At 71.0% G+C, this 23,920-nt stretch carries 24 protein-coding genes, 1 pseudogene and 1 riboswitch; of the genes and pseudogenes, 12 read left to right on the top strand and 13 right to left on the bottom strand.

Annotation, left to right across the window (positions count from 1 at the left end; all coding sequences use genetic code 11):
- The first annotated feature begins 19 nt into the window (after positions 1 to 19).
- On the top strand, positions 20 to 217 hold the full coding sequence (locus ABD858_RS14735) for a hypothetical protein (protein WP_345037476.1): 198 nt from the start codon (positions 20 to 22) through the stop codon (positions 215 to 217).
- A 46-nt stretch (positions 218 to 263) separates the two neighbouring features.
- Here the strand turns inward: ABD858_RS14735 and ABD858_RS14730 are convergent, their stop codons facing one another.
- Complete coding sequence (locus ABD858_RS14730; RefSeq protein WP_345037474.1) at positions 264 to 1,433, bottom strand: phytoene desaturase family protein; 1,170 nt, start codon at positions 1,431 to 1,433, stop codon at positions 264 to 266.
- 199 nt (positions 1,434 to 1,632) lie between these two features.
- Positions 1,633 to 2,133, bottom strand: a complete 501-nt coding sequence (locus ABD858_RS14725) for a hypothetical protein (RefSeq protein ID WP_345044558.1) — start codon at positions 2,131 to 2,133, stop codon at positions 1,633 to 1,635.
- 166 nt (positions 2,134 to 2,299) lie between these two features.
- Between ABD858_RS14725 and ABD858_RS14720 the strand changes: the two genes are divergently transcribed.
- The 3 genes and pseudogenes from ABD858_RS14720 to ABD858_RS14715 all read left to right on the top strand — a co-directional run bounded on the left by ABD858_RS14720 (position 2,300) and on the right by ABD858_RS14715 (position 4,644).
- Positions 2,300 to 2,938: a Uma2 family endonuclease gene (locus tag ABD858_RS14720; protein WP_425586202.1), complete on the top strand. Its 639-nt coding sequence runs from the start codon at positions 2,300 to 2,302 to the stop codon at positions 2,936 to 2,938.
- Positions 2,939 to 3,071: 133 nt separating this feature from the next.
- A pseudogene (locus tag ABD858_RS36805) lies at positions 3,072 to 3,176 on the top strand (heme-binding protein); the annotation flags it as partial.
- Positions 3,177 to 3,198: 22 nt separating this feature from the next.
- On the top strand, positions 3,199 to 4,644 hold the full coding sequence (locus ABD858_RS14715) for a M1 family metallopeptidase (protein WP_425586201.1): 1,446 nt from the start codon (positions 3,199 to 3,201) through the stop codon (positions 4,642 to 4,644).
- On the opposite strand, the gene ABD858_RS14710 is transcribed toward ABD858_RS14715, so the two are convergent.
- From ABD858_RS14710 to ABD858_RS14700, 3 genes are all read right to left on the bottom strand, one after another.
- Positions 4,631 to 6,193: a M4 family metallopeptidase gene (locus ABD858_RS14710; RefSeq protein ID WP_345044550.1), complete on the bottom strand. Its 1,563-nt coding sequence runs from the start codon at positions 6,191 to 6,193 to the stop codon at positions 4,631 to 4,633. The two genes, ABD858_RS14715 and ABD858_RS14710, sit on opposite strands and share 14 nt — an antisense overlap.
- Before the next feature lie 247 nt (positions 6,194 to 6,440).
- The gene (locus tag ABD858_RS14705) at positions 6,441 to 6,788 is read right to left on the bottom strand and encodes a hypothetical protein (protein ID WP_345037472.1); all 348 of its coding nucleotides are present in this window, start codon (positions 6,786 to 6,788) and stop codon (positions 6,441 to 6,443) included.
- 147 nt (positions 6,789 to 6,935) lie between these two features.
- Positions 6,936 to 7,178, bottom strand: a complete 243-nt coding sequence (locus tag ABD858_RS14700) for a hypothetical protein (protein ID WP_345037470.1) — start codon at positions 7,176 to 7,178, stop codon at positions 6,936 to 6,938.
- A 117-nt stretch (positions 7,179 to 7,295) separates the two neighbouring features.
- Between ABD858_RS14700 and ABD858_RS14695 the strand changes: the two genes are divergently transcribed.
- Together ABD858_RS14695 and ABD858_RS14690 are read left to right on the top strand one after the other, a co-directional pair.
- Positions 7,296 to 8,144, top strand: a complete 849-nt coding sequence (locus ABD858_RS14695; protein WP_345037467.1) for a helix-turn-helix domain-containing protein — start codon at positions 7,296 to 7,298, stop codon at positions 8,142 to 8,144.
- Entirely contained in the window at positions 8,123 to 8,317 is a 195-nt protein-coding gene (locus ABD858_RS14690; RefSeq protein ID WP_345037465.1) for a DUF397 domain-containing protein, read from the top strand. The genes ABD858_RS14695 and ABD858_RS14690 overlap by 22 nt, the downstream gene beginning before the upstream one ends.
- An 85-nt stretch (positions 8,318 to 8,402) precedes the next feature.
- On the opposite strand, the gene ABD858_RS14685 is transcribed toward ABD858_RS14690, so the two are convergent.
- Positions 8,403 to 8,978 (bottom strand): TerD family protein, encoded by a 576-nt coding sequence (locus ABD858_RS14685; RefSeq protein WP_345037463.1) that lies wholly within the window; start codon positions 8,976 to 8,978, stop codon positions 8,403 to 8,405.
- Positions 8,979 to 9,110: 132 nt separating this feature from the next.
- Between ABD858_RS14685 and arfB the strand changes: the two genes are divergently transcribed.
- Positions 9,111 to 9,545 carry an alternative ribosome rescue aminoacyl-tRNA hydrolase ArfB gene (gene arfB, locus ABD858_RS14680; RefSeq protein WP_345037461.1) on the top strand — a complete coding sequence of 145 codons (435 nt, stop codon included), beginning with the start codon at positions 9,111 to 9,113 and terminating at the stop codon, positions 9,543 to 9,545.
- Between the two features lie 369 nt (positions 9,546 to 9,914).
- Here the strand turns inward: arfB and ABD858_RS14675 are convergent, their stop codons facing one another.
- Positions 9,915 to 10,469 carry a flavin reductase family protein gene (locus ABD858_RS14675; protein WP_345037459.1) on the bottom strand — a complete coding sequence of 185 codons (555 nt, stop codon included), beginning with the start codon at positions 10,467 to 10,469 and terminating at the stop codon, positions 9,915 to 9,917.
- Positions 10,470 to 10,761: 292 nt separating this feature from the next.
- Here ABD858_RS14675 and cdgB point away from each other — a divergent pair, with 292 nt between their 5' ends.
- The gene (gene cdgB / locus ABD858_RS14670; RefSeq protein ID WP_345037457.1) at positions 10,762 to 12,402 is read left to right on the top strand and encodes a diguanylate cyclase CdgB; all 1,641 of its coding nucleotides are present in this window, start codon (positions 10,762 to 10,764) and stop codon (positions 12,400 to 12,402) included.
- Positions 12,403 to 12,466: 64 nt separating this feature from the next.
- The gene (locus tag ABD858_RS14665) at positions 12,467 to 13,456 is read left to right on the top strand and encodes a carbohydrate-binding protein (RefSeq protein ID WP_345037454.1); all 990 of its coding nucleotides are present in this window, start codon (positions 12,467 to 12,469) and stop codon (positions 13,454 to 13,456) included.
- Here the strand turns inward: ABD858_RS14665 and ABD858_RS14660 are convergent.
- From ABD858_RS14660 to ABD858_RS14645, 4 genes are all read right to left on the bottom strand, one after another.
- Complete coding sequence (locus ABD858_RS14660) at positions 13,446 to 14,300, bottom strand: class II fructose-bisphosphate aldolase (RefSeq protein WP_345037452.1); 855 nt, start codon at positions 14,298 to 14,300, stop codon at positions 13,446 to 13,448. The two genes, ABD858_RS14665 and ABD858_RS14660, sit on opposite strands and share 11 nt — an antisense overlap.
- A gap of 133 nt (positions 14,301 to 14,433) precedes the next feature.
- Positions 14,434 to 15,366 carry a 1-phosphofructokinase family hexose kinase gene (locus ABD858_RS14655; protein WP_345037450.1) on the bottom strand — a complete coding sequence of 311 codons (933 nt, stop codon included), beginning with the start codon at positions 15,364 to 15,366 and terminating at the stop codon, positions 14,434 to 14,436.
- A gap of 126 nt (positions 15,367 to 15,492) precedes the next feature.
- Positions 15,493 to 16,638 (bottom strand): N-acetylglucosamine-6-phosphate deacetylase, encoded by a 1,146-nt coding sequence (nagA, locus tag ABD858_RS14650; RefSeq protein ID WP_345037448.1) that lies wholly within the window; start codon positions 16,636 to 16,638, stop codon positions 15,493 to 15,495.
- Entirely contained in the window at positions 16,638 to 17,579 is a 942-nt protein-coding gene (locus tag ABD858_RS14645; RefSeq protein ID WP_345037446.1) for an ROK family protein, read from the bottom strand. The genes nagA and ABD858_RS14645 overlap by 1 nt, the downstream gene beginning before the upstream one ends.
- Before the next feature lie 78 nt (positions 17,580 to 17,657).
- Between ABD858_RS14645 and ABD858_RS14640 the strand changes: the two genes are divergently transcribed.
- Both ABD858_RS14640 and otsB read left to right on the top strand, forming a co-directional pair.
- Positions 17,658 to 17,900, top strand: coding sequence for a DUF3263 domain-containing protein (locus tag ABD858_RS14640; protein WP_345037443.1), 243 nt, complete (start codon positions 17,658 to 17,660; stop codon positions 17,898 to 17,900).
- Positions 17,901 to 18,417: 517 nt separating this feature from the next.
- The gene (gene otsB / locus ABD858_RS14635) at positions 18,418 to 19,284 is read left to right on the top strand and encodes a trehalose-phosphatase (protein WP_345037441.1); all 867 of its coding nucleotides are present in this window, start codon (positions 18,418 to 18,420) and stop codon (positions 19,282 to 19,284) included.
- A gap of 669 nt (positions 19,285 to 19,953) precedes the next feature.
- Here the strand turns inward: otsB and ABD858_RS14630 are convergent.
- Together ABD858_RS14630 and ABD858_RS14625 are read right to left on the bottom strand one after the other, a co-directional pair.
- Positions 19,954 to 21,339 carry an alpha,alpha-trehalose-phosphate synthase (UDP-forming) gene (locus tag ABD858_RS14630; protein WP_345037439.1) on the bottom strand — a complete coding sequence of 462 codons (1,386 nt, stop codon included), beginning with the start codon at positions 21,337 to 21,339 and terminating at the stop codon, positions 19,954 to 19,956.
- Between the two features lie 43 nt (positions 21,340 to 21,382).
- A complete protein-coding gene (locus tag ABD858_RS14625; RefSeq protein ID WP_345037436.1) occupies positions 21,383 to 22,348 on the bottom strand; it encodes a glucosyl-3-phosphoglycerate synthase in 966 nt (321 codons plus the stop codon).
- Positions 22,349 to 22,469: 121 nt separating this feature from the next.
- Positions 22,470 to 22,608, top strand: a riboswitch (SAM riboswitch).
- A gap of 17 nt (positions 22,609 to 22,625) precedes the next feature.
- Between ABD858_RS14625 and thrC the strand changes: the two genes are divergently transcribed.
- Entirely contained in the window at positions 22,626 to 23,909 is a 1,284-nt protein-coding gene (gene thrC, locus ABD858_RS14620) for a threonine synthase (RefSeq protein WP_345037434.1), read from the top strand.
- Positions 23,910 to 23,920: the final 11 nt, after the last annotated feature.

The raw sequence follows: 23,920 nt of genomic DNA, 5'->3' as shown, positions 1-23,920 counted from the left end.
CGGGGGCTGTGCGAGGGGCGTGTCCAGCGAGGCGGCCATGGAGCAGATCGGCGACAGGCCCGAGCATGTGCGCGAGAGTCCGGAGGAGGGCAAGAAGCAGCGGGGCAAGGGGCAGGCGGCCCGCCCGGAGGCGCGGCGGGATGTGTCCGGTCGGCAGGCCGGGGCCGGGAAGGCGTCCGGCGACGAGGTGCCACCGGACGAGAAGGACCGGGGATGAGCCATGGGCCCGGTCCGGCCCGGGTGACGGGGACCACTCTTCGTCCTCACCCTTGTGTGAGGTCAACCTGTTCGTGCCGGGCGGCCTTCAGCGCGAGCGTGGCCGCTTCGATGCCGCTGTTGAACGCCACTTCCGACAGCACGCCCGGGGCCGCCACCTGGTCTCCGGCCAGCCACACTCCGCTGCCGCGTGCGATGGCCGGCCGGTCCCGCCAGGTGGTGCCGGGTCGGTCGACCGCGCCCGTACGGCCCGAGGCGAGGGCGTCGCGGCGCCATACGGTCCGCTCGCGCCAGCCGGGGAAGCCGGCGTCGAGCAGCCGCTCGGCACGTGCCGTCCCTTCCGCCTTCGACTCGCCGGGGGCGATGGGGATCTGGCTCTGGATCAGTTGCCGTCCGGCGGGGGCGAGGCCGGGGTCCTGGGCGGTGAAGCGCTCCAACCAGCCCGGTGCGTCCAGGTCGGAGATGACGAACGGATCGCCGCTCCGGGTTTTCAGTGCCAGGTCGATCAGCGCGGTACGGCCGCTGTCCCAGCGCAGGGTGTCGTCGCCGAGCAGTCGGCGGGCCGCGTCGAGTGAGGTCGCCACGATCACCGGGCCGTCCTCGGGGAGGGTGTCGAGGCGGGTGCCGGTCTCGATGCGGACTCCCAGGTTCCAGGCGTGGGCGGTCATCCTCTCCGCCAGTTCGCCCCAGCCGCCGCGCGGATAGCGGGCCTCGGGCGGCAGGGTGGCGGCCCGTACGAGCCGTTCCTGGACGAAGGCGGCGGACAGCTCGCCCGGGTCGTGGTGGAAGAGCGCGACCGCCGCGTAGTGGGCCGCGGCGCGTGCTCCTGCGGTGCCCACGCGGGTGGCCGCCCAGGAGTGGAAGTCCACGTCGACCGGGGCGTGTTCGGGGCTGACGCGGGCCAGTCGCAACAGTGCGAGCGGCGGTGTCCTGCGCTGTGCGCCGCCGCGGTGGAAACGGAATCGGGTGCCCTCGAGCGGTGGCACGGTCGTGATCGGGCCGAGCAGGCCGCGTTGCTTCAGCCAGGTCCAGTGCGGGCCCTTGACGTAGAGGGCATGCGGGCCTTCGTTGGTCCGGTACGGCCCTTCGGCGGTGCGGGCCCGCCCGCCGAGGGTGCGGTGGGCCTCGTACAGGGTGACACGGGCGCCTGATTCGGCGGCGGTGATGGCCGCGGTCAGCCCGGCGAGGCCGCCGCCGATGACAGTGATGTGGTGCATGTCGTCGTACTCCTTGGCCGTCGTCCGTGTGTGTTCGTCAGTGCTGACGGGCGGCGGGGGTGCGGATGTGACATGGCTGTCAGTGGTGTGCGTCACCATGTGGCACATGAGTTGCCCGCACCCCGGTTGTGCACGGGTACGGGTGTGTATCCGCCGGACGCATGCCGCACGGCACGGCGGCCGGCGAACTGCTGGTGCTTCAGGGCACCCGGGGGTAGCGGGCCTGGAGGTCCCAGATCACCGGGTTGTCGGCGAGTCCCTCGTGCATGTCGGTGAGGTCGGCGATCAGGTCGTGCAGGAAGTCGCGGGCCTCGCGGCGCAGTTCGGTGTGGCTGAAGGTGAGGGGTGGCTCGCTGCCGGGCATCCAGTCGGCCTCGACGTCCACCCAGCCGAAGCGGCGCTCGAAGAGCATGAGGTCCGTGGACTCGGTGAAGTCGATCTCGGCGTACTGCGGCTGTGCGGCGCGGCTGCCGCGCGGGTCGCGGTCGAGCCGTTCGACGGTGTCGCACAGGGCCCATGCGAAGTCGAGTACCGGCACCCATCCCCAGGCTGTGGACACCTCGCGGTCGGCCTTGGTGTCGGCGAGGTAGACGTCACCGCAGAACAGGTCGTAGCGCAGGGCATGGACGTCCGCGCGGCGGTAGTCGGTCTGCGGGGGATCGGGGAAGCGGCGGGAGAGGGAGTAGCCGATGTCGAGCACGGAGTCGATGGTGTCACGGATGGTGGTGGGCGCCTGCTTGCGGGGCATCGGGCCTGCCGGGCCTGCGGAAACGTTGCCGTTCGCACGTTCGAGTGAACGATGTCCGGTTCCGGCCGTGCCGTGCGGCCTACGCTGGGAGCGTCGCACTGTGCGAAGGAGGTCCGCCGTGGCACTGCCTGTTCCGGATGACGAGCCGTACGACTCCCAGGACGGCACGTTCGACTATCCGTCCCTGGTCAGGTCGGCGAGGAACAAGATCCCGGCCATGGCTGTGGAGGAAGCCTTCGACATGTTCAGTGCGGCTGCCCCTGAGGGGTGGCGCGTGGAGTTGATCGAAGGGGAGATCCACGTGACGCCTCCCGCCAATGGCGAGCATGAAGAGATCGTGACGGAGATGTCCGACCAGGTGACCCTGCGGCGCAAGGATCACCGGCTCCGTAGCTATACGGGGATCGGGCTGCATGTTCCGGGGGCGTCGACGACCGGGAACGTCGAACCGGATGTGGTGCTTGCTCCGAAGGGCAGCTTCGCCGACCGGCTCGAGTACCACGACCCCGCCCCCGTCCTTCTGGTCGCCGAGGTGACCTCGGACTCGACCGCCGCCAACGACCGGGTGAAGAAGATCCGTGGCTATGCCCGCGCGGGGATTCCCGTGTATCTGATCATCGACCGGCAGGCCGACAAGGCGGTGCTGTGCACGGAACCGGTCGGCGACGACTACGGGAGCAAGGTCACGTACAAGCTGTCCGAGACGATCCCGCTGCCCGAGCCGCTCGGCTTCGCCCTCGACACCGGCGAGTTCTGACCGGCCTCAGGACAGGAGCCGCTGTTCCTTCGCCACCGCGACCGCGCCCCCACGGGGGTCGACGCCGAGCTGTCGTCAGGGTGCCGCCGAGCTGCCGGACGCGGGCGCGGATCGCGGGCAGACCGTGGCCGCGGCGACCACCCCGCCCCTGAAGGACATCCCCGGCACCCTCTTTCTCGCGGGCGGCGCCCTCGACGAGAAGTGCGCGCAGGCGGGCGTGGCAGCGCTGGGGAACTGACAACCGGGGTCATCATCGGCGTGTGAAGACGCTCGCACGTCCAGCCGCCCCTGTCGCCGCCGTCCTGCTCGCCGCTCTCACGGCCTGCACGGACGGCGGTGCCGCGGGGAGCGGCACCGCGGGCGGGGTGAAGGCCACTCCGGCCCGGGTGCACGGCACCGCGGGCGCTCCGGGCCTGCACGATCCGTACTTCGAGGATCTCGGCAACGGCGGTTACGACGTCCGGCACTACGCCCTGATGCTGGCCTACGACCCGGCGAGCGGCCGCCTCGACGGCACTGCCGAGATCACGGCCCGGGCCACCCAGGATCTGAGCTCCTTCAATCTCGATCTCGCCGGGATGCGGGTCACCGGTGCCACCGTCGACGGCAGGGCGGCGGTGGTGAGCCGGTCCGGGCAGGAGCTGACGCTCCGCCCGCGCGACGACCTGGGCAAGGGGAAGACGTTCCGTGCCGTCGTGCGCTACTCCGGCACCCCGGAGCGGATCACCGATGCCGACGGCACCACGCACGAGGGCTGGCTGAAGACCGCGGACGGTGTGATCGCGCTCGGTGAGCCGACCGGCTCGATGGCGTGGTTCCCGGGCAATCACCATCCGTCCGACAAGGCGTCGTACGACATCACGATGGTGGTCCCGGAGGGGCTGAAGGCGGTGTCCAACGGGCGGTTGGTGTCGCAGCGGTCGGTGTCCGGCCGTAGCGTCTTCCACTGGCGGTCGGACGAGCCGATGGCGAGCTATCTGGCGACGGTGGCCATCGGGAAGTACGACATGAAGGAGTCCCGTACGCCGTCCGGGATCCCCGTCCTCACGGCTGTGGACCCCACGGTGGCCGGGCAGGTCGCCGCGGAAGTCGCCCGTCTCCCCGAGGTCGTGGAGTGGGGTGTGAAGAACTTCGGCCCGTACCCCTTCTCCTCCACGGGGGTGATCGTCGAGCGCGCGGGCGATGCGGCGTACGCCCTGGAGACCCAGACCAGGCCGGTCATCCCGGCCGACGGCCTGGACACCACCACCCTTGTGCACGAGCTGGCCCATGAGTGGTTCGGCGACTCGGTCACGCCGAAGACCTGGCGGGACATGTGGCTCAACGAGGGTTTCGCGACGTACGCGGAGTGGCTGTGGTCGGAGGACCACGGCGGTCCCAGCGCGGAGGAGACCTTCCTGGCGCGCTACGAGCAGGACAGGAACGCGTCGTTGTGGTCGTTCGCGCCGGCCGATCCTCCGACTGCCGCGTCCATCTCCGACTATCCGGTGTACGTGCGCGGTGCGATGGTGGTCCACAAGGTCCGCCAGGCACTGGGCGACGAGGCCTTCTTCGACATCGTGCGGGGCTGGACGAAGGACCACCGGTATGCCAACGCCTCCACGGACGACTTCACGTCGTACGTGGAGGCGCGGTCGGGCCAGGACCTCACGGAGATGTGGGACACCTGGCTCTACGGCAAGGGGAAGCCGGTCACTTCACGTTGATCGCGGTCCATGCCGTGGCCACGGCCTGGTACTGGGTGCTGTTGGCGCCGTACAGGTCGGTCGCCGCCTGCAGGGTCGCGGTGCGTGCGCCCGAGTAGCCGGTGGTCGAGGTCATGTAGGTGGACAGGGCCTTGTACCAGATCTTGTACGCCGCGGTCCGGCCGATGCCGGTGACGGTGACATTGCCGGAGGTCGGCGAGTTGTAGGTGACACCGTTGATGGTCTTGGTGCCGCTGCCCTCGGCGAGCAGGTAGAAGAAGTGGTTGGCGGGGCCGGACGAGTAGTGGACGTCGAGCCGGCCGACGCGCTTCGACCAGTAGTCGGCGGAGCGGCCGTCCTTGCTGGGCTGGTCCATGTAGCGCAGCGGGCTGCCGTCGCCGTTGATGTCGATCTCCTCACCGATGAGGTAGTCACCGATGTCGCTGGAGTTGTTGGCGAAGAACTCGACCGAGGTGCCGAAGATGTCGGAGGTGGCCTCGTTGAGGCCGCCGGACTCGCCGCTGTAGCGCAGGTTCGCGGTGCGGGAGGTGAGGCCGTGGCTCATCTCGTGGCCGGCCACGTCGAGGGCCGTGAGCGGATGGGTGTTGCCGATACCGTCGCCGTAGGTCATGCAGAAGCAGCTGTCGCTCCAGAAGGCGTTGACGTACGCGGTGCCGTAGTGGACACGGGAGTAGGCGGCCTTGCCGTCGTTGGCGATGCCATTGCGGCCCAGCTCGTTCTTGTAGAAGTCCCAGGTCATCGCGGCGCCGTAGTGGGCGTCGACGGCGGCCGTCTGGCGGTTGGCGGCGGTGCCGTCGCCCCAGACGTCGTCGGCGTCGTTGAACAGGGTGCCGGTGCCGGAGCTGCCGCCGTTCAGGTCGTACGTCTTGTGGCCGCCGCGACCGCTGTCGGCCAGGTCGAAGGTGGAGCCGTTCGGGGTGGTGCCGAGGGTGACGGAGCCGCTGTACATGCTGGTGCCGGCGCCGGTCTCGACGGCCTCGTACTCGTACAGCTTCTTGCCGGTGGCGGCGTCGGTGACGACGTGCAGCTCGCTCGGGGTGCCGTCGGCCTGGAGGCCGTTGACGACGGTCTCGTAGGCGAGGGCCGGCTTGCCGGTCGCGGCCCAGATGACCTTGCGCTGGGACTGGGCGGCGGCCTTGGTGTTGTCGGCCGCGGCGGAGGCGGCGAGCGCGTCCTTCTTGGCGGTGCCCGCGGCGACCGCGGCGTCGGTGGACGGCACGGTGATCTTCGCGGAGGTCGCCTTGGAGACGCCCTTCAGCTTGCCGCCCTTGGCCTTGTGGACGACGAGGTCGCCGCCGAGGACCGGGAGGCCCTCGTAGGTGCGCTCGTAGCGGGTGTGGACCGTGCCGTCGGCGTCCTTGATGACGTCACGGACGATCAGCTTCTCCTTGCCGTCGAGGCCGATCTCCTGGGCGGCGGTGTCCGCGCCGGCCTGGGCGGCCTGGATGTCGGCGGCGCGCTGCGAGGCGCTCTGCGGCACGGCGGTGGCGCCGGCCTCGCGCTCGGCGGCGGCGCTCGCGGTGCCGGCCTGCACGCCGACGACGACCATCGCCGCGGAGGCGGCGAGGGCGGCGGCGCGGATGACGGTCCTGCGGGGGGTGGTGCCCGGAGTGGCGAACTGGGGGGTCACTCGGTCTCCTTGGGTCTCAAGGGTGTGAGGGGTGGCCGTGAGACTGCCAGGAGTTGAGCGTCGATTGACAGAGACCGGTCAAGTTTTTGACCAGCCCTTGTCCGGAAGGTGCATGCCAATGTTCGTTATCCGGTCAATTGCCCTTCATTTGGCAGTTCTTTGCGCATCACTGCGCAGGACCGTCCGAGTTGACGGTCTTTGCGCCGGTCGACGACCCGATAGCCGAGTTCGGTCCAGAAGGCGAGCGCCTTCGGATTGCCGTCCGGAACGGCCTGCTTCCGGCAGTGCGCCCCGCCGCCCGCAGGCGGCCCTCCACCGGCCCCGCCAACTGCCGCCCGTACCCCGACCGGTGCAACCGCGCGTCCATCATCAGCAGCCCGATCCACGGGTCCGGATCGGCAGGATCGGGATGCCGGTCCAGCGTGATCGCGATCCCCGCGAGCTCCCCGCCACTCCGCGCCGGCAGCACCTCGGCACCCGGCGCGGCCGGTTCACGGGCCGGCTCCGCCGCCACCTGCTTGACCGTGATGTCGCCCGGATCCGGAAAGTCGCCGCTGATGCGCCGGAACTCCCGGTTCGAGGCGTGGATCCCGGCGATCCCGGCGAGCAGCTCCCCGGCCGGGCTCGCCGAGTCGGAGGTTCCAGATGCGTGCGCGGCAGATTAGTCCTGCCGGCAGGCCAGGGTCTGCCGGGGGCCGTCGTCCCCGAGGGCGAGGCACAGCTCGGCGTGCAGTTGCTCCGCCTCCGTCAGGCTCATCCGCAGATGGGCGTCGGCGTGGTGCTCGCCGTCGCACACGATCCACAGCGGGAGGGCGAGCCCCCGGTCGTCCGCCAGGCGCCGCACCCGCTTCCCGGGGATCCGGTCCAGCCGCCATCCCTGTGCGAGGTCGTGTCCCTTTGTCATCACGCGTACCTCCCGTACCCGATTGCGTTACGTACGCACATGGTCGCGCTCCGCCATCTACGCTGGGTAGTGGGGACACGTCCCCAACCCGCTTTGCGGACATGGAGGTTCGGCAGCATGGCAGCACGTCCCCGCGAACTGACCCCCGACCGCTCGGCCCGCCACCTGTACGGCGCCGAGCTCCGCCGCCACCGGGAGGCGGCCGGCATGTCGCTGGCCCGCCTGGCCGAGGTCCTGAACTACAGCAAGACCTACCTGGGCAACATCGAGACGGCGGACCGGATGACGCCCCGCGATCTCTCGCCGAAGCTCGACGCGGCCTTCGACACGGACGGCCACTTCGTCCGCCTCTACGCGCTGGCGAAGCGCGAGGCCCACCCGGACAAGTACCGGCGGTACATGGACCTGGAGGCGGAGGCGGTCGACATCCGGCACTACGCGGGCCATCTGGTCCCGGGCGTTCTCCAGACCGAGGCCTACGCCCGTGCCCTGCTGCGCGCGGGCGATCCGGACGCCTCGCACGAGGTGATCGAGGAGAAGGTCGCGGCCCGGCTCGGCCGTCAGGAGCGACTCCGCGGTGACCAGCCGCCCCGCCTGTCCGTCGTCATGGAGGAGGCGGTGATACGGCGACCCGTCGGCGGTCCCACCGGGATGCGGGAGCAACTCGCCGCGCTGCTGTCGCTGATGGACACGGCGACGACGATGATCCAGATCCTGCCCTTCGCGCACGGCCCGCACGGCCTGCTCGGCGGCTCGCAGGACTTGCTGCTCCTCCGCGACGGCACACGTATCGCCTACTCGGAAGGCAGCAACTCCGGTGTGGTGATCGAGGATCACGAGGACGTGGACCGGCGGTGGCGGGCTTACGATCGGCTCAGGGCGTACGCCCTGCGGCCCCGGGACTCGGCGGCGCTGATCCGTTCTGCGATGGAGGACCACGCACCATGCGAACCGCCCTCGACCTGACCGCCGCGCGGTGGCGCAAGTCCAGTTACAGCAACCCGGACGGGGGCTCGTGCGTCGAGGTGGCCGACGGCTTCCCCGGCCTCGTCCCCGTACGCGACAGCAAGACCCCCGAAGGTCCGGTCCTGGTCTTCCCGGCAACCGCCTGGAAGGCGTTTGTGCAGGCCGTCCGGTAGTTCGAGCAGGCGAACTACCGATTGCCGGTGCCTGTGACAGCACGAGCCCCCGGCGATTGCCGGGGGCTCCCTGTGCGTTCGGCCGTCAGACGTTGACGCCGAAGTCCTGGGCGATGCCGACCAGGCCCGAGGCGTAGCCCTGGCCGACCGCGCGGAACTTCCACTCGGCGCCGTTGCGGTACAGCTCGCCGAAGACCATGGCGGTCTCGGTGGCGGCGTCCTCGCTCAGGTCGTAGCGGGCGATCTCGGAGCCGCCGGCCTGGTTGACGACGCGGATGTACGCGTTGCGGACCTGGCCGAAGTTCTGGCTGCGGTTCTCGGCGTCGTAGATGGAGACCGGGAAGACGATCTTCTCGACGTCGGGGGTCAGGGCCGACAGGTTGACGTTGATCTGCTCGTCGTCGCCGCCGCCCTCGCCCGTGCGGTTGTCACCCGTGTGGACGATGGACTGGTCCGGCGTCGACTTGTTGTTGAAGAAGACGAAGTGACCGTCGGACACGACCTTGCCCATGGCGTTGACCGCGATCGCGGAGGCGTCGAGGTCGAAGTCGGTGCCGGTGGTGGTACGGACGTCCCAGCCGAGGCCCACCGTGACGGCGGTCAGGCCCGGGGCCTCCTTGGTGAGGGAGACGTTGCCGCCCTTGGACAGGCTTACAGCCATGGGAAGTCCCTTTCCTAGTGTCTGCTTCGGACTACGTGCCGAAGCTACCGTCACCAGTCCTAACGCGGGCATAGGACCACAAGGTTCCGCTCGAGGAAAAGCACATGACGCGATGCGCGTCGACGGGGGACCATGGATGTCATGTCCGGGCCCTACATCATCCGCGGTTCCGTCTCCCTGCCGGAGGCCGAGCTGATGTGGCGTTTCTCCCGTTCGTCCGGTCCGGGCGGACAGCACGTCAACACCAGCGACTCCCAGGTCGAGCTCCGCTTCGACCTCGCGAAAACAGAGGCGCTCCCCCCGGTGTGGAAGGACCGCGCCCTCCAGCGCCTGGCCGGCCGCCTGGTGGACGGAGTGCTCTCCGTACGGGCCTCCGAGCACCGCTCCCAGTGGCGCAACCGCGAGGCGGCCGCGGTCCGCCTGGCCGCGCTCCTCGCGGAGGCGACGGCGCCGCCGCCGAAGGCGCGCCGCCCGACGAAGATCCCGCGCGGCATCAACGAACGGCGCCTCCGCGAGAAGAAACGCCGCAGCGAGACGAAGCGCGGCCGCGGCGGCGACTGGTCCTGATCGGGGTTGCCGTCCACCACGGGGTTGGCCTGGGAGGTGCCCCCAGGACGGTGCGGAAGTGGCTGCCCACGCCCGCGGCGTGTGAAGGGGGCCGTGCAGGGGGTGCCGGCCGGGCCGTAAAACGTGATGTGTGACGCGCGAACCTGCCGGTCAACTCTTTGGACCACGAGATCGCGCGGCGTAAATCATGCCCGGCCCGGACGGTATCCCCGGAGCGGCACCCGGCAGCCGGCAGCAACCCCAGCGCACCCGGCAACGCGGAGCGGCACCCGGCAGCAACCCCACAGCCCGTCCGGCGTTGAGGACGGACACCCGGGCCCACCCCGCGGTGGACGGCAACACCGAGCCGCAACACGCGAGCTACGCGAGCTACGCGAGGCGACGGTAGCGGCCGCGGAAGTACGTCAGGGGGCCGCCCTCCGCCGACGGGAGGCCCACACTCAGCACGCGGGCGATCACCAGCGTGTGGTCGCCGGCCACGACGCGCTGTTCGGTGCGGCATTCCACGACCGCCAGAGCTCCGCCGACCAGCGGCGCTCCGCTGATCTCGCCCCGCGTGTAAGGGATGTCGTCGAACAGCAGCCGGTCGCTGATCCGGCCCTTCATGGCGAATCTGCCCGCGATGTGCCGCTGGCTCTCGGCGAGCATGGACGCGGCCCAGAGGGGCTGCTCGGCCAGCAGGTCGTCCATGCGGGAGCCGTTCCGCAGGCTGACGAGCACGAGCGGCGGGTCCAGTGAGACGGACATGAACGCGGTCGCCGTCATGCCCACGTCCTCGCCGCGCGGACCGTAGTCGGGGTCGCGGGCGGTCACCAGTACCACGCCTGCGGCCAGTCGGGACATGGCGGCACGGAACTCGTCGTCGCTCACCCCCTCAGCATGAGGGATCGGCTCGGAGCGGGGGGCGGGGGTCTTCTGCAGCACAAACGGAACGCTAGCCCCGGCCCGGGTGGCTCCGCATCGGCCCTGGGGACCAGTCAGGTCCTAGGACCGACGCCCGAGCCGGCCCGGGTTTGCTTCAGGGAAGCGAAGGAGCGCTCCCGGCGGACTCATCCGACCCGCCGTCATCCCTTGTGACTTGAGTCACAGAGTTCAGTAATTGCTGACCCTGTGTACCGGCTGCACAGCTCGCTGTGATTCAGTGGCCGGGACATTGCAGCAAGCGTGCCGATGACACACCTGGAGTTGCTGTCGAGGGTCTCGGGGAGAGCGAGCGATGGAGACCGAGTCGGAGCCGTACGTCCGTCTTGCGACTCTGCGGCAGCTGCATCAGGCGGTCGCGGAGCTGAACACGGCCCGCAGCCTGGCGGACACGCTGAAGACCGTTGCCGACGGCATCGTCGCCGGGCTCGGGTACGAGCTGGCCTGCGTGAACCTCGTACGCCCCGACGGCGACCTCGTCGTCGCCTCTTTCGCCGGTGATTCCGCCGCGGAGGCCCTCATCACGGGCCGGGCCGGCTCCCGTGCCTCCTGGGAGCGCCGGCTGACCATGGGCGAGGCCTGGGGCGAGCTGCGCTTCATCCCGCACACCGAGGGCTGGGTGCTGGACGGCGACGACGTGCCGCAGTGGTTCATCGACGGTCCGGATCCGCGCTTCGAGGACGAGTGGCACCCCGCGGACCGCCTCTACGCCCCCATGTACGCCTCGGGCGGCGGCCGTGAGCTGCTGGGCGTCATCTCCGTGGACCGTCCGCGGAACGGCCGGCTCCCCGGGGCGTGGGGCCGGGAGGCGCTGCAGATGTACGCCTCCCAGTCGGCGATTGCGATCAGCAACGCCCGCCTTCGAGCAAATATGCAACGCGCCCTCGTTCGGCTGGAGCGCGAGCAGCAGGCGCTGCGGGCCAGTGAGGAGTCCTTCCGCCAGGCGTTCGAGTACGCCCCGAGCGGTATGGCGATCGCCGAGATGGGCGGCGACCAGCACGGGCGGCTGCTCAGAACCAATGACGCGCTGTGCCGGCTGCTGGACCGGCCCAGTGCGGTGATGCGGCGCTACTCCTTCGCCGACCTCGTCCACCCCGAGGACATAGGCACCCTGCTGCGTACCTCCGCCGAGGGCGGCCGGGCCGAGCTGCGGCTGGCGCGGCGCGACGGCACGTACGTCTGGGTGTCGCTGCGCAACTCCGTCGTCGCGGACGCCGCGGACGGGCCCCGGTTCCTGCTCACGCACGTCGAGGACATCGAGGAACGCAAACGGCACGAGCTCCAGCTCGCCCACCGGGCCTCGCACGACTCCCTCACCGGTCTGCCCAACAGCGCCGAGCTGCGCGCCCGGATCGGTGCCCGGCTGTGCGAGCGTCCGCACGCCGTGCGGGCGACCGCGGCGGAGGCCCTGGACGCGGCGTACGCGGGCCACGGCCATGGCTTCGGCTTCGACTCGGTGCCCGGAGCGGACACCTACGACCACCATCATGTGCACGCCGTCGCCCCGCCGGACGAGAACGAGAACGAGGACGAGGGCCCCAAGGGTCTCGCCGTGCTCTTCTGCGACCTGGACGGCTTCAAGTCGATCAACGACCGGTTCGGGCACAACACCGGCGACGCCGTACTGATCGAGGTCGCGCGCCGGCTCACCGCCGGCGTCCGGGACGGGGACACCGTGGCCCGGCTCGGCGGCGACGAGTTCGTCGTGCTCGCGGACGGTCTCGGCGCGGCCGACGCCGCCGACCTGGCCGTACGGCTGCGGAACGCGATCATCCCGCCCATAAGGGTCGACGGGCGTTCGGTCCGGGTCGGCGCCAGCTTCGGCATCGGCTGGGCGGAGTGCGGCATGTCCGTCGAGAACGTGCTGCAGTCGGCCGATCAGCGGATGTACGTCGAGAAGCGGTCGCGCTCCAAGATGCAGCGGCGTGCCGGTTAGATGTACCACCGTTCAAGGTAGGCTCGCCGGGTCGGCGACATGGATGGTGAGGAGTGACCTGGGGATGACGACGCCCGGCGACAACGGCGCGAGCGCGACGCCCGAGGACGACGACCCGTTCGGCTATCTGTACGCGGACGGGCAGGCGGCGGGCGCTGCCCCGCCGAGCAGCGGCGGGTACGGCTACCCCCGCCCGGCGCAGCCCGGTGTACCCAGGACCTCGTACAACCAGGTGCGCACGGTCGGCCAGCACCAGTACGGACAGCAGCCGTACGGCCAACAGCCGTACGGCCAGCCGCAGGTGCCCCAACAGCAGCCGTACGGCGGCCAGAACCCCCAGTACGCGGCTCCCGAGACCTACCCTGGCGGTGCCCCCACCCGACAGGTGCCGGTCCCGGAGGCGGGCGGCCGGGGGCGTGGCCGCGGTCCCAACACCAAGGGCCTGCTGATCGGCGCCGTCGCCGTGGTCGCCGCGGTCGTCATCGGCATCGGGGTGGCGCTGTCCACCAGCGGCGGCGACGAGGACAAGAGGGACCAGGCCGGCACGTCCGCCGGCCCGGCGGGCGGCGACGAGCCGTCCCAGGAGCCCAGCGCGGGGCCGACCCAGTCCCAGCCCTCCGCCCCCGCCGAACTGCCCAAGGGCGACGCGGCCACGCTGCAGCTCAGCGGCGGCGCGACCACCGACAAGACCATCCCCGGCGCGAAGTCGGCCAGCGGGGCGTATGTGCTGCTGAACTCGACGCCGGGAGCGGCGGCCACCTGGAACGTGGAGATCCCGGAGTCCGGCAAGTACACGCTCTTCATCGACTACAGCGTGCCCGGCAAGGACGGCAAGACCCACATCACGGTGAACGGCGAGCCGCCCCGCAAGGTCAACATGTCCAACTTCGCCCAGGCGGCGGATGGCGCCTGGGACAAGGGCTGGACCTACACCTACTCGTACGTGACCCTTGCCAAGGGCCCGAACACGTTCAAGCTCTCCTGCGAGCCGGGCGACCAGTGCGAGGTCGCCCTCGACCAGCTCTCCCTGAAGAAGGGCGAGGTCAAGCCCTGAGCACTCCCAGGAAGCGCTCCACCGTCCCGGCCATCGCCTCGCGGGCCGGGGCGAGGTATTTCCGGGGGTCTACGACGGTCGGGTGGGCGGCCTCCAGATAGCCGCGGACCGCGCCCGTGAAGGCGGTGCTCAGGGCCGTACCGACGTTGATCTTCACCATGCCGGAGGCGACCGCGCGGCGGATCTCCTCGTCCGGGACGCCCGAGGAGCCGTGCAGCACCAGCGGCACCGGCACGGCGTCGCGCAGGGCGGCGATCAGGGTGTGGTCCAGGACGGCGGTGCGCTCGGTCATCGCGTGCGAGGAGCCGACCGCGACGGCCAGCGCGTCCACACCCGTGTCCCGTACGTAGGCGGCGGCCTCCGCCGGGTCCGTACGCACGCCCGGCGCGTGCGCGTCGAGCGGCGGCTCGCCCTCCTTGCCGCCGACCTTGCCCAGCTCGGCCTCGATCCAGATGTCCCGCTCGTGCGCCCAGCGCACGGCCTCGGCGGTGGCCTTGACGTTGTCGGCGTACGACAGCTTCGAGGCGTCGAACATCACCGAGCTGAAGCCCTCCGGGTGGGCCGCCCTCAGCAGCTCCACGGACTCGACATGGTCGAGGTGCAGCGACAGCGGCACGGAAGAGGCGCGGGCGACGGCGGCCGCGGCGGCGGCGACCGCGGACAGCCTGCCGCCGTGGAACTTCACGGCGTTCTCGGATATCTGGAGGATCGCAGGCGATCCCGCTCTCTCCGCGCCGAGCGCGATGGCCTCGGCGTGCTCCAGGGTGATGACGTTGAAGGCGGCGATGCCCCGCCCCTTCGCCCTGGCCTTGGTGACGAGTTCACCGGTGCTGACGAGTGGCATGGTGTCCCCTCAATCCCCGGGCCTCCGGCCCGGTCGGTCGTGCGGTACCGGAGCCGGGCGCCCTTGCCCAGTGAGCTGTACACGTGAGATGTACGTATGAGATGACGCCTGGGATGTATGCGGCCGGCGGCCCTCATGCCGCGGTCGCGAGCTCGGTGACGGCGACGCGCGACAGCAGGTCGTCATAGGCCGCGCGGTCGAACTCCCCGGCGGCCGGGGCCAGTACGGTCGCCGCGGACAGAGCCACGGCCCGGGCCAGCCGCTCGGGCCAGGGCAGGCCCTCGACCAGGCCGGACAGCAGCCCGGCGACGGCGGAATCGCCCGCGCCCGTCGGATTGCCCCGTACGGCCGCGGGGGGTGCCGCCTGCCAGATACCGTCCGCCGCGGCCGCCAGCAGCCCCTTGGCGCCCAGCGACGCGACCACGGTGCGGGCGCCCCGACGGCGCGCGTCCCGCGCGGCGCCCAGTGGCTCACGGGAGCCGGTGAGCTGGGCGAGCTCGTCGGCGTTCGGCTTGACCAGGTCGGGCCGCGCCGCGATGCCGCGGCGCAGCGGCTCACCGCTGGTGTCGAGCAGTACCGGCACACCGGCCGTGCGGGCCTGCCGTATCAGCACCGCGTACGCCCCGACGGGCACACCGGGCGGCAGACTCCCGCACAGCGCCACGGCTTCGGCGGTGCCCAGCAGTTCGCCGTACGCGTCGAGGAAGCCGGCCCACTCGGCGGGCGTGATGACGGGCCCGGGCTCATTGAGCTGGGTGGTGTCGCCGGTGGCCGCGTCGACGACGGCGATGGTGCGCCGGGTGCTCCCGGCGACGGGGACGAGCGCGTCGGTGACGCTCGGGGCCTCGCGCGCCAGCAGCTCGCGGACCACCGTGCCCGTCGCGCCGCCCGTGAAACCGGTGACCGTCACGTCGTGGCCCAGGGCGGCGAGGACGCGGGCCACGTTGAGGCCCTTGCCGCCGGGGCGTTCGGTGACCGTGTCGACGCGGTGGCTGCTGTGCGGGGCGAGGGCCGGGACGCCGTAGGTGACGTCGAGGGCGGTGTTCAGCGTGACCGTGAGGATCACCGTGTCATCACCCCGGAGAATGCGCTTGCTGCCTGTTCCGGGGCCTGATCATGCCAAACGCAGGGCGGTTGGCCCAGCCCCCGGAGTCAACCACCTTGCGTTGTTTTGCAGTAACCAGTGGTGAAATCATCCCACTTGGGGATCGATCACCCAAATGCCCTTCCTCATGACGCCCCTGACCGTGAACTCCGAGTCCAGGACCACCAGATCGGCGTCCTTGCCCGGCTCCAGCGAGCCGACCCTGTCGTACATGCCGAGCAGCCGCGCCGGGTTGGCGGAGATGGCCCGCACGACGGAGGGGACCGGAAGGCCGTCGACCGTCACCGCGCGCCGGAAGGCGCGGTCCAGGGTGAGCGTGGAGCCCGCGATCGAATCGCCCTCGACGAGCCGGGCGACGCCGTCGCGCACCTCGACCTCCAGCGGGCCGAGATGGTAGCGGCCGTCGCCGAACCCGGCCGCGTCCATGGCGTCGGTGATGAACGCGACGCGTTCCGCGCCCGCGTGATGGAAGGCCAGCTGCAGGGCGGCGGGGTGCAGATGCGTACCGTCGTCGATCAGCTCGACGGTGATCCGCTCGTCCTCCAGCAGCGCCGCGATCGGCCCCGGCGCCCGGTGGGCGAGGCCCGGCATCGCGTTGAAGAGGTGGGTGGCGACGGTCGCGCCGGCGTCGATCGCCTCGACGGTCTGCTCGTACGTCGCGTCGGTGTGGCCGATCGCGGCGATCACACCGTGCTCGGCGAGCAGCCGTACGGAGTCGATGCCACCGGGCAGTTCGGTGGCCAGGGTGACCATCTTCGCGGTGCCGCGCGCCGCGTCGATCAGCTTGCGCACCTCGGCCGGGTCGGGGTGGCGCAGCAGCGCCTCGCTGTGGGCTCCCTTGCGGCAGGGGGAGATGAACGGGCCCTCGAAGTGGATACCCGCCAGGTCGCCCTGCTCGACGAGTTCGGACAGCAGTCCGGCCCGCTGTGCGAGGAAGTCCATGTCGCCGGTGACGGTGGAGGCGACCAGCGTGGTGGTGCCGTGCGCCCTGTGCGTGGCGATACCGGTGAGCACGTCCTCCACCGTGCCGGAGGTGAAGGAGGCTCCGCCGCCACCGTGGTTGTGGAGGTCGACGAAACCGGGGACGATCCAGTGGCCGGTCAGATCGAGCGAGGGTGCGCCGGCCGGGGCGGTCCGGGCGATCCGGCCACCCTCGACGCTCACCCGCCCGTCCTCGACGACGCCGGCCGGCAGGACGACCCGTGCGCCGGTGAGCACCAGACTTGCGGCCATCAGGCGGTTACCTCCGTGGCTTCGGTGAGCAGCAGGTCCCAGGCGAGGAGGCCCGCGCCCAGGCATCCGGCGTTGTCCCCGAGGGCCGCCGGGACGATCATGGGCAGCTTCTGGAACGTCACGCGTTCCTCGACGGCGGCGCGCAGCGGCGCGAACAGGGTCTCCCCGGCCTCGGCGAGGCCGCCGCCGATGATCAGGGTGTCCGGGTCCAGCAGGGTGATCGCGGTGACCAGGCCGTCCGCGAGCGCGTCCACCGCCTCCCGCCACACCTGTACGGCCCGCCCGTCCCCGGATTCCACGGCCTTGGCGCAGTCCGCGGCGTCCGCGTGCGGGTCACCGCTCGCGGCGGCCCAGGCGCGGGTCACGGCCGACGCGGAGGCCAGGGTCTCCAGGCAGCCGCGCTGCCCGCAGCCGCACAGGGGTCCCCCGGGGCGTACGACGACGTGCCCGATCTCACCGGCGTACCCGTGCGCACCGGCCTCGATCCGGCCCGCGATGCCGATGGCGCCCGCGATGCCGGTGCCCAGCGGTACGAACAGGAACCGGTCCGCGCCCCTGCCCGCGCCGACACGCCCCTCGGCGAGGCCGCCGGTGCGTACGTCGTGCCCGAGCGCCACCGGCACCCCGTCGAGGCGGCGGCTCAGCAGGGCCCGCAGAGCTACGTCCCGCCAGCCCAGGTTCGCCGCGTACACGGCGATGCCGTGCTCCGCGTCGACGATCCCCGGCACCGCGACGCCCGCCGCGACGGCGCGCTCCCCGAAGTGCTCTTCGCCGTACGCGCGCAGCTCTGCGGCGAATCCCAGGATCGACTCGACGACGGCGTCCGGTCCCCGCTCCCTGCCGGTGGCCCGGCGGGCCTCGTACAGGAGGGTGCCGTCGGCGCCCACCAGGGCGGCCTTCATTCCGGTGCCGCCCACATCGAGGGCGATGACATGTCTCACGGGTGACAGTCTCGCGCGTCACCCCATGAGAGGTCTAGTCCACCTGGCGCTGTCGGGGCGGCGCGTTATGTTGCGCGTATGACTGACGCCGACGCGCTCACCGAGCGGGACCTCGCCGTCCTGGCCATGGAACGCAGGACCTGGCCGGGGCCCGGCGCGAAGGAGCGCGCGATCAGGGAGCAGCTCGGCATCTCGCCGACCCGCTACTACCAGCTGCTCAACGCGCTCCTCGACGACCCGCGCGCCGTCGCGCACGACCCGGTGACGGTCAACCGCCTGCGCCGCCTGCGCGAGGAGCGGCGCGATGCGCTGCGCGGCTGAACCCGTGTAGGTCATCGCTCTCCGTCCAGGTCGGCCGGTGTGTCCGTCCTCAGGCGCCGGACGGGCTGGGGTGCTGACGCCCTCCGTCCAGGTTGACCAGTGTGTCCGTCCTCAAACTCCCCCAGCTACCGCCGGGAGGTGCCCCCAGGACGGGCTGCGGTGGTTGCTGCCGGTTGCCGGTGGCCGCTCCGGGGGTACCGTCCGGGCCGGGCATGATTTACGCCGCGCGATCTCGTGGTCCGTATTGATCATCCGGCACGTTCGCGCGTCACAAATCACGTTTTACGGCCCGGACAGCACCCCCTGCACGGCCCCCTTCACACGCCGCAGGGGTGGGTTAGTCGTCCCCCGGGGTGAGAGGGTCCACCGGTCGGAAGCGCCTGCACGGCCCCCTTCACATGCCGCAGGGGTGGGTAGCCGTCCCCCGGGGTGAGAGGGTCCACCGGCCGGAAACGCCTGCACGGCCCCCTTCGCACACCGCAGGGTGGGTCTTGCCTCGCGCCGGTAGGGTCGGCGTATGGGCAGCACACCGGAAAACCTGCCGAAGAATCTGCCGACGCCCGTCACTGCCGCTGGGCGGGACGGGCTTGCCGCGATCCTGGGGCGGCCGGAGAAGGCCGTCGTGGGGCTCGACTTCGACGGGACGCTCGCCGAGATCGTCCCCGACCCCGAACAGGCCCGCGCCCACCCCGAAGCCGTTCCGGCGCTGAAGGCGCTCGCGCCTAGGGTCGGCTCGGTGGCCGTCGTGACCGGGCGACCGGCGGGGGTCGCCGTCCGGTACGGAGGGTTCGCGGGCGTACCGGAGCTGGAGCATCTTGTCGTGCTCGGCCACTACGGCGCCGAACGCTGGGACGCCGTCACCGGTACCGTCCACGCGTCGGCGCCACACCCGGGTGTCGCCTCGGTCCGGGCCGAGCTGCCCGGTGTCCTCGACCGGCATGGTGCCTGGACCGGCACATGGATCGAGGAGAAGGGTCGGGCCGTCGCCGTGCACACCCGGCGCGCGAAGGAGCCCCAGGCCGCCTTCGACGCGCTGCGCGGCCCGCTCGCCGAGCTCGCCGCACGGCACGGGCTGGTGCTCGAACCTGGCCGTATGGTGCTGGAGTTGCGCCCGCCCGGCATGGACAAGGGTGTGGCGTTCGCCGAGTACGTCAAGGAGACGGGCGCGACGTCGGTGCTGTACGCCGGTGACGACCTCGGCGACCTCGCGGCCTACGCGGCCGTCGACAAGCTGCGCTCGGACGGAGTCCCGGGACTGCTGGTCTGCAGCGGTAGCGAGGAGGTCGCGGAACTGGCGGAACGCGCGGACCTCGTCCTTCCGGGCCCGGCCGCGGTGGCCGGCTTCCTGAAGGACTTGGCGGCGGCCCTGGCCCAGGGCGCGTAGCCACTTCGCTCGCACTGGGGAACAGCTGTCCGCCCCCGTGGGGTGTGAAGGGGGCTGTGCAGGGGGTGCCGTCCGGTTCCCCTCCATGGTTTCGCACGCCCCGGCCCCGGGTGGACGCCTGTCCGCCCCCTGCGGTGTGTGAAGGGGGCCGTGCAGGGGGCTGCTGTCCGGTTCACCCTTCACGGCTTCGCTCGCCCCGGGGGACGCCTGTCCACCCCCGCGGCGTGTGAAGGGGGCCGTGCAGGGGGTGCCGTCCGGGCCGTAAAACGTGATTTGTGACGCGCGAACGTGCCGGATGATCAATACGGACCACGAGATCGCGCGGCGTAAATCATGCCCGGCCCGGACGGTACCCCCGGAGCGGCCACCGGCAACCGGCAGCAACCACCGCAGCCCGTCCTGGGGGCACCTCCCGGCGGTAGCTGGGGGAGTTTGAGGACGGACACACTGGTCAACCTGGACGGAGGGCGTCAGCATCGCAGCCCGTTCGGCGCCTGAGGACGGACACACTGGTCAACCTGGATGGAGGGCGTCAGCATCGCAGCCTGTCCGGCGCCTGAGGACGGACACACTGGTCAACCTGGACGGAGGGCGTCAGCATCGCAGCCCGTTCGGCGCCTGAGGACGGGCACCGGCCAACCTGGACGGGGAGCCCAGACCCGCACGGGCTCACGCGCGCAGCGCGTTCAGCTGGTCCAGGAACCACCGCTGCGGCGGCAGCGCCGTCGCCGCCGCAGCCAACCGCTTCGTGCGCTCCGCGCGCTCCGCGTCGGGCATGAGCAGCGCCTCGTGCAGCGCGTCCGCCGTCGCGGAGACGTCGTAGGGGTTGACGGTGAGCGCGTCCTCGCCGAGCTCCTCGTATGCTCCGGCCTCCCGGGAGAGGACCAGCGCGCAGCCGTGGTCGGAGACCACGGGGACTTCCTTGGCGACGAGGTTCATGCCGTCGCGGATCGGGTTGACGAGGGCGACGTCGGCCATCCGGTACGCGGCCAGGGACCGGGCGAAGTCGTCCTTGACGTGGAGGACGACCGGCGTCCAGCCGGGTGTGCCGAACTCCGCGTTGATGCGTTCGGCGAGGTCGAAGACCTCGGCGGTGTAGTCGCGGTAGACGGTGAGGTCCTGCCGGGAGGGGTAGGACAGGGCCACATGGGTGACGTGCTCGCGCCACTCGGGGTGGGCGGTGAGCAGTTCGCGGTAGGCGTGCAGGCCGCGGACGATGTTCTTGGACAGTTCTGTGCGGTCCACGCGGACGATCGTCTTGCGGCCGAGTCCGGCCTGCTCGCGCAGTTCCAGGAGCCGCTGTTCGACGTCGGGCTGGTGCGCCCGCCGTCGTAGGAAGTCGCCGTCGGCGCCGAGGCTGTGCACGCCGATACGGGTTTTGCCGACTCCGCCGAGGACGTCTTCGCAGCAGGCGGTGAAGGCATCCGCCCAGCGCCGGGTGAGGAAGGCGGTCCGGTCGGCGCCGAGCATGCCGGAGAGCAGCTGGGCCGCGATGTCGTCGGGCAGCAGCCGGAAGTAGTCGGGCGGTGCCCAGGGGGTGTGCGAGAAGTGGCCGATGCTGAGGTCGGGGCGGTATGCGCGGAGCATGCCGGGGACCAGGGACAGGTGGTAGTCCTGGACGAGGACGGTCGCCTCCGGGGCGGCGTCGACGGCCAGGGCCTCGGCGAAGGCGCGGTTGTACGCCTCGTACGAGGCCCACTGCCGCCGGAACTCCGCGTCGAAGACGGGCTCCAGCGGGGTCTGGTAGAGCAGGTGGTGTACGAACCACAGCACGGAGTTCGCGATCCCGTTGTACGCGTCGGCGAAGAGCTCGCGATCGATGTCGAGCATCCGCACGCCGGGCTCGCCGACCTCGCGCCGTACGGCTTCCCGGTCGCCGTCGCTCATCGCGGCGCAGACCCATACCGCGTCGGCCTCGGAACCGATCGCGGAGAGGCCGGAGACCAGCCCGCCCCCGCCTCGCTTCGACTCGAGCGAGCCGTCGTCGCGCAGGGCGTAGCTGATCGGGCCGCGGTTGGACGCGACAAGAATCTGGGCGGAGCGCGGAGCGACCATGTTCCCGAACCTAGCCCGTCATGGAAACGTCCAAACGTACGGATTACGCGGCGCGTCGGGCCGAGTACTCGGCGATACCGGCCATCGGCGGCCTCTCCTCCGTGTCCACAGGGTGTGTACGGGGGACGAATCCATTCTCGCCCCGTTCGAACTGGGTGAGCTCGGGGCGTATCAGATGCGCGCGTGAGAGCCGCTGCTGAGCGGTGCGGTAGATCGCGGCGGCCATCCGCCCCAGGGCCTGGTCGTCCTGGTGGCGGTGTTTGCGTACGCCGACGTCGACCTGGGCCAGTGCGTCGAGGCCCACCAGATGCAGGGCGTCGACCAGCAGGCCCAGTTCCACTCCGTAACCGACGGGGAAGGGCAGCCGCTCCAGCAGTGAGCGCCGTGCCGCGTACTCGCCGCCCAGCGGCTGGACGAAGCCGGCCAGCAGCGGCCAGTGCAGGTTGAGCAGCGGACGGGCCACCAGTTCGGTCACTCGTCCGCCCTGACCTGCGGTGGTCCTGCCGGAGGCGGGGCCGTCGGACACGGTGAGGGGGCGGTCGTACATCGCCTTCACGAAGTGCACGTCGGGCTCGGTGAGCAGCGGCCCGACGATCCCCGAGACGAAGTCGGCGGAGAAGTCGCGCAGGTCGGCGTCGACGAAGCAGACGATGTCACCGTGAGTGACGAGCAGCGAGCGCCACAGGACCTCGCCTTTGCCGGGGGCGGCCGGGATGCGCGGGAGGATCGCGTCGCGGTGCACGACACGGGCGCCCGCCGCGGCGGCCACCTCCGAGGTGCGGTCCGTGGAGCCGGAGTCGATCACGACGAGTTCGTCGACGAGCGGCACGGCCTCCATCAGCTCGCGGCGGATGACCGTGACGATCTCGCCGACGGTCGCTTCCTCGTTCAGGGCGGGGAGCACCACACTGACCGTGGTGCTCCGCTTGGCCGCGGCCAGCTGGTCCAGCGGGCGGTCGGCGGCTGACCAGGAACGCCTGTTCAACCAGCGCTCGACCTCTTCCAGCACGTGATCTCCATCTCGCGGTTCGGACGGCGGTATGGACCGTCCAGGGGTTCCGTTACAGTCTTGAACACCGCGCGGGACCGTCGCATGTCGGGGGTCGTTGTGCGCGTCGACAACCGAATACCGCTCATCCAGAGGGGCAGAGGGAAACGGCCCGTTGAAGCCCCGGCAACCCTCCAGTCGGCACTCGCACGCGCGGGGCCCCGGCTAGGGAAGGTGCCAAATCCGTCTCGTGGCGAAATGCGCCGCGAGGAAGATGAGGAGAAAGGGCCTCGCCTCCATGGCTGTGCAGTCTGTCGCAACCACCCCCCCTGCCGTGAATCTCGGTCCCGCCGCCGCGTTGTCCTGTCGCGAGTGCGGTGAGCGCTTCCGACTCGGCCCGATCTTCGCCTGCGAGCTGTGTTTCGGCCCGCTGGAAGTCGCGTACGACCTGCCGGTGGGCGACCCGGAGGCCCTCCGCAAGCAGATCGAGGCCGGCCCCGACAGCATCTGGCGCTACGCCCCGCTGCTGCCCGTCCCCGCCGATGTCGCGGACAAGCCGAACCTGAACCCCGGCTTCACCAAGCTGGTCAAGGCCGACCATCTGGCGGCCGAACTGGGTATCACCGGCGGCCTGTTCGTCAAGGACGACTCCGGCAACCCGACGCACTCCTTCAAGGACCGTGTCGTCGCCATCGCCGTCGAGGCCGCCCGCGCCTTCGGGTTCACCACCCTGTCCTGTTCCTCCACCGGCAATCTGGCCGGTGCGGTGGGTGCCGCCGCGGCCCGGGCGGGCTTCAAGTCCTGCGTGTTCATCCCGCACGACCTGGAGCAGGGCAAGGTCGTCATGGCCGCGGTCTACGGCGGTGAACTGGTCGGGATCGAGGGCAACTACGACGATGTCAATCGTTTCTGCTCCGAGCTCATCGGCGATCCGTTGGGTGAGGGCTGGGGCTTCGTGAACGTCAATCTGCGCCCGTACTACGGCGAGGGCTCCAAGACCCTGGCGTACGAGATCTGTGAGCAGCTCGGCTGGCGGCTGCCCGACCAGATCGTGATCCCGGTCGCCTCCGGCTCGCAGCTCACGAAGATCGACAAGGGTCTGCGGGAGCTGATCGAGCTCGGTCTGGTCGAGGACAGGCCGTACAAGATCTTCGGCGCCCAGGCGGAGGGCTGCTCCCCGGTGTCCCAGGCCTTCAAGGCCGGCCATGACGTCGTGCGCCCGCAGAAGCCGGACACCATCGCCAAGTCGCTCGCCATCGGCAATCCGGCGGACGGCCCGTACGTACTGGACATCGCCCGGCGCACCGGCGGCGCCGTCGAGGACGTCACGGACGAGCAGATCGTCGACGCGATCAAGCTGCTGGCCCGTACCGAGGGCATCTTCACCGAAACGGCGGGTGGTGTGACCCTCGGCGTGACGAAGAAGCTGGTCGAGGCCGGTGTCATCGACCCGTCTCTCACCACCGTGGTCGTCAACACCGGTGACGGCCTCAAGACCCTCGACGCGGTGGCCCCGACCACGGGCATGTCCGCCGTCATCCGCCCCGACCTGGACTCTTTCCGAGAGGCCGGCCTCGCGTGAGCGAGCGCAGC

Source organism: Streptomyces sannanensis (assembly GCF_039536205.1).
Taxonomy (GTDB): Bacteria; Actinomycetota; Actinomycetes; order Streptomycetales; family Streptomycetaceae; genus Streptomyces; species Streptomyces sannanensis.
This window is presented reverse-complemented; position numbering and strand designations above follow the sequence as displayed.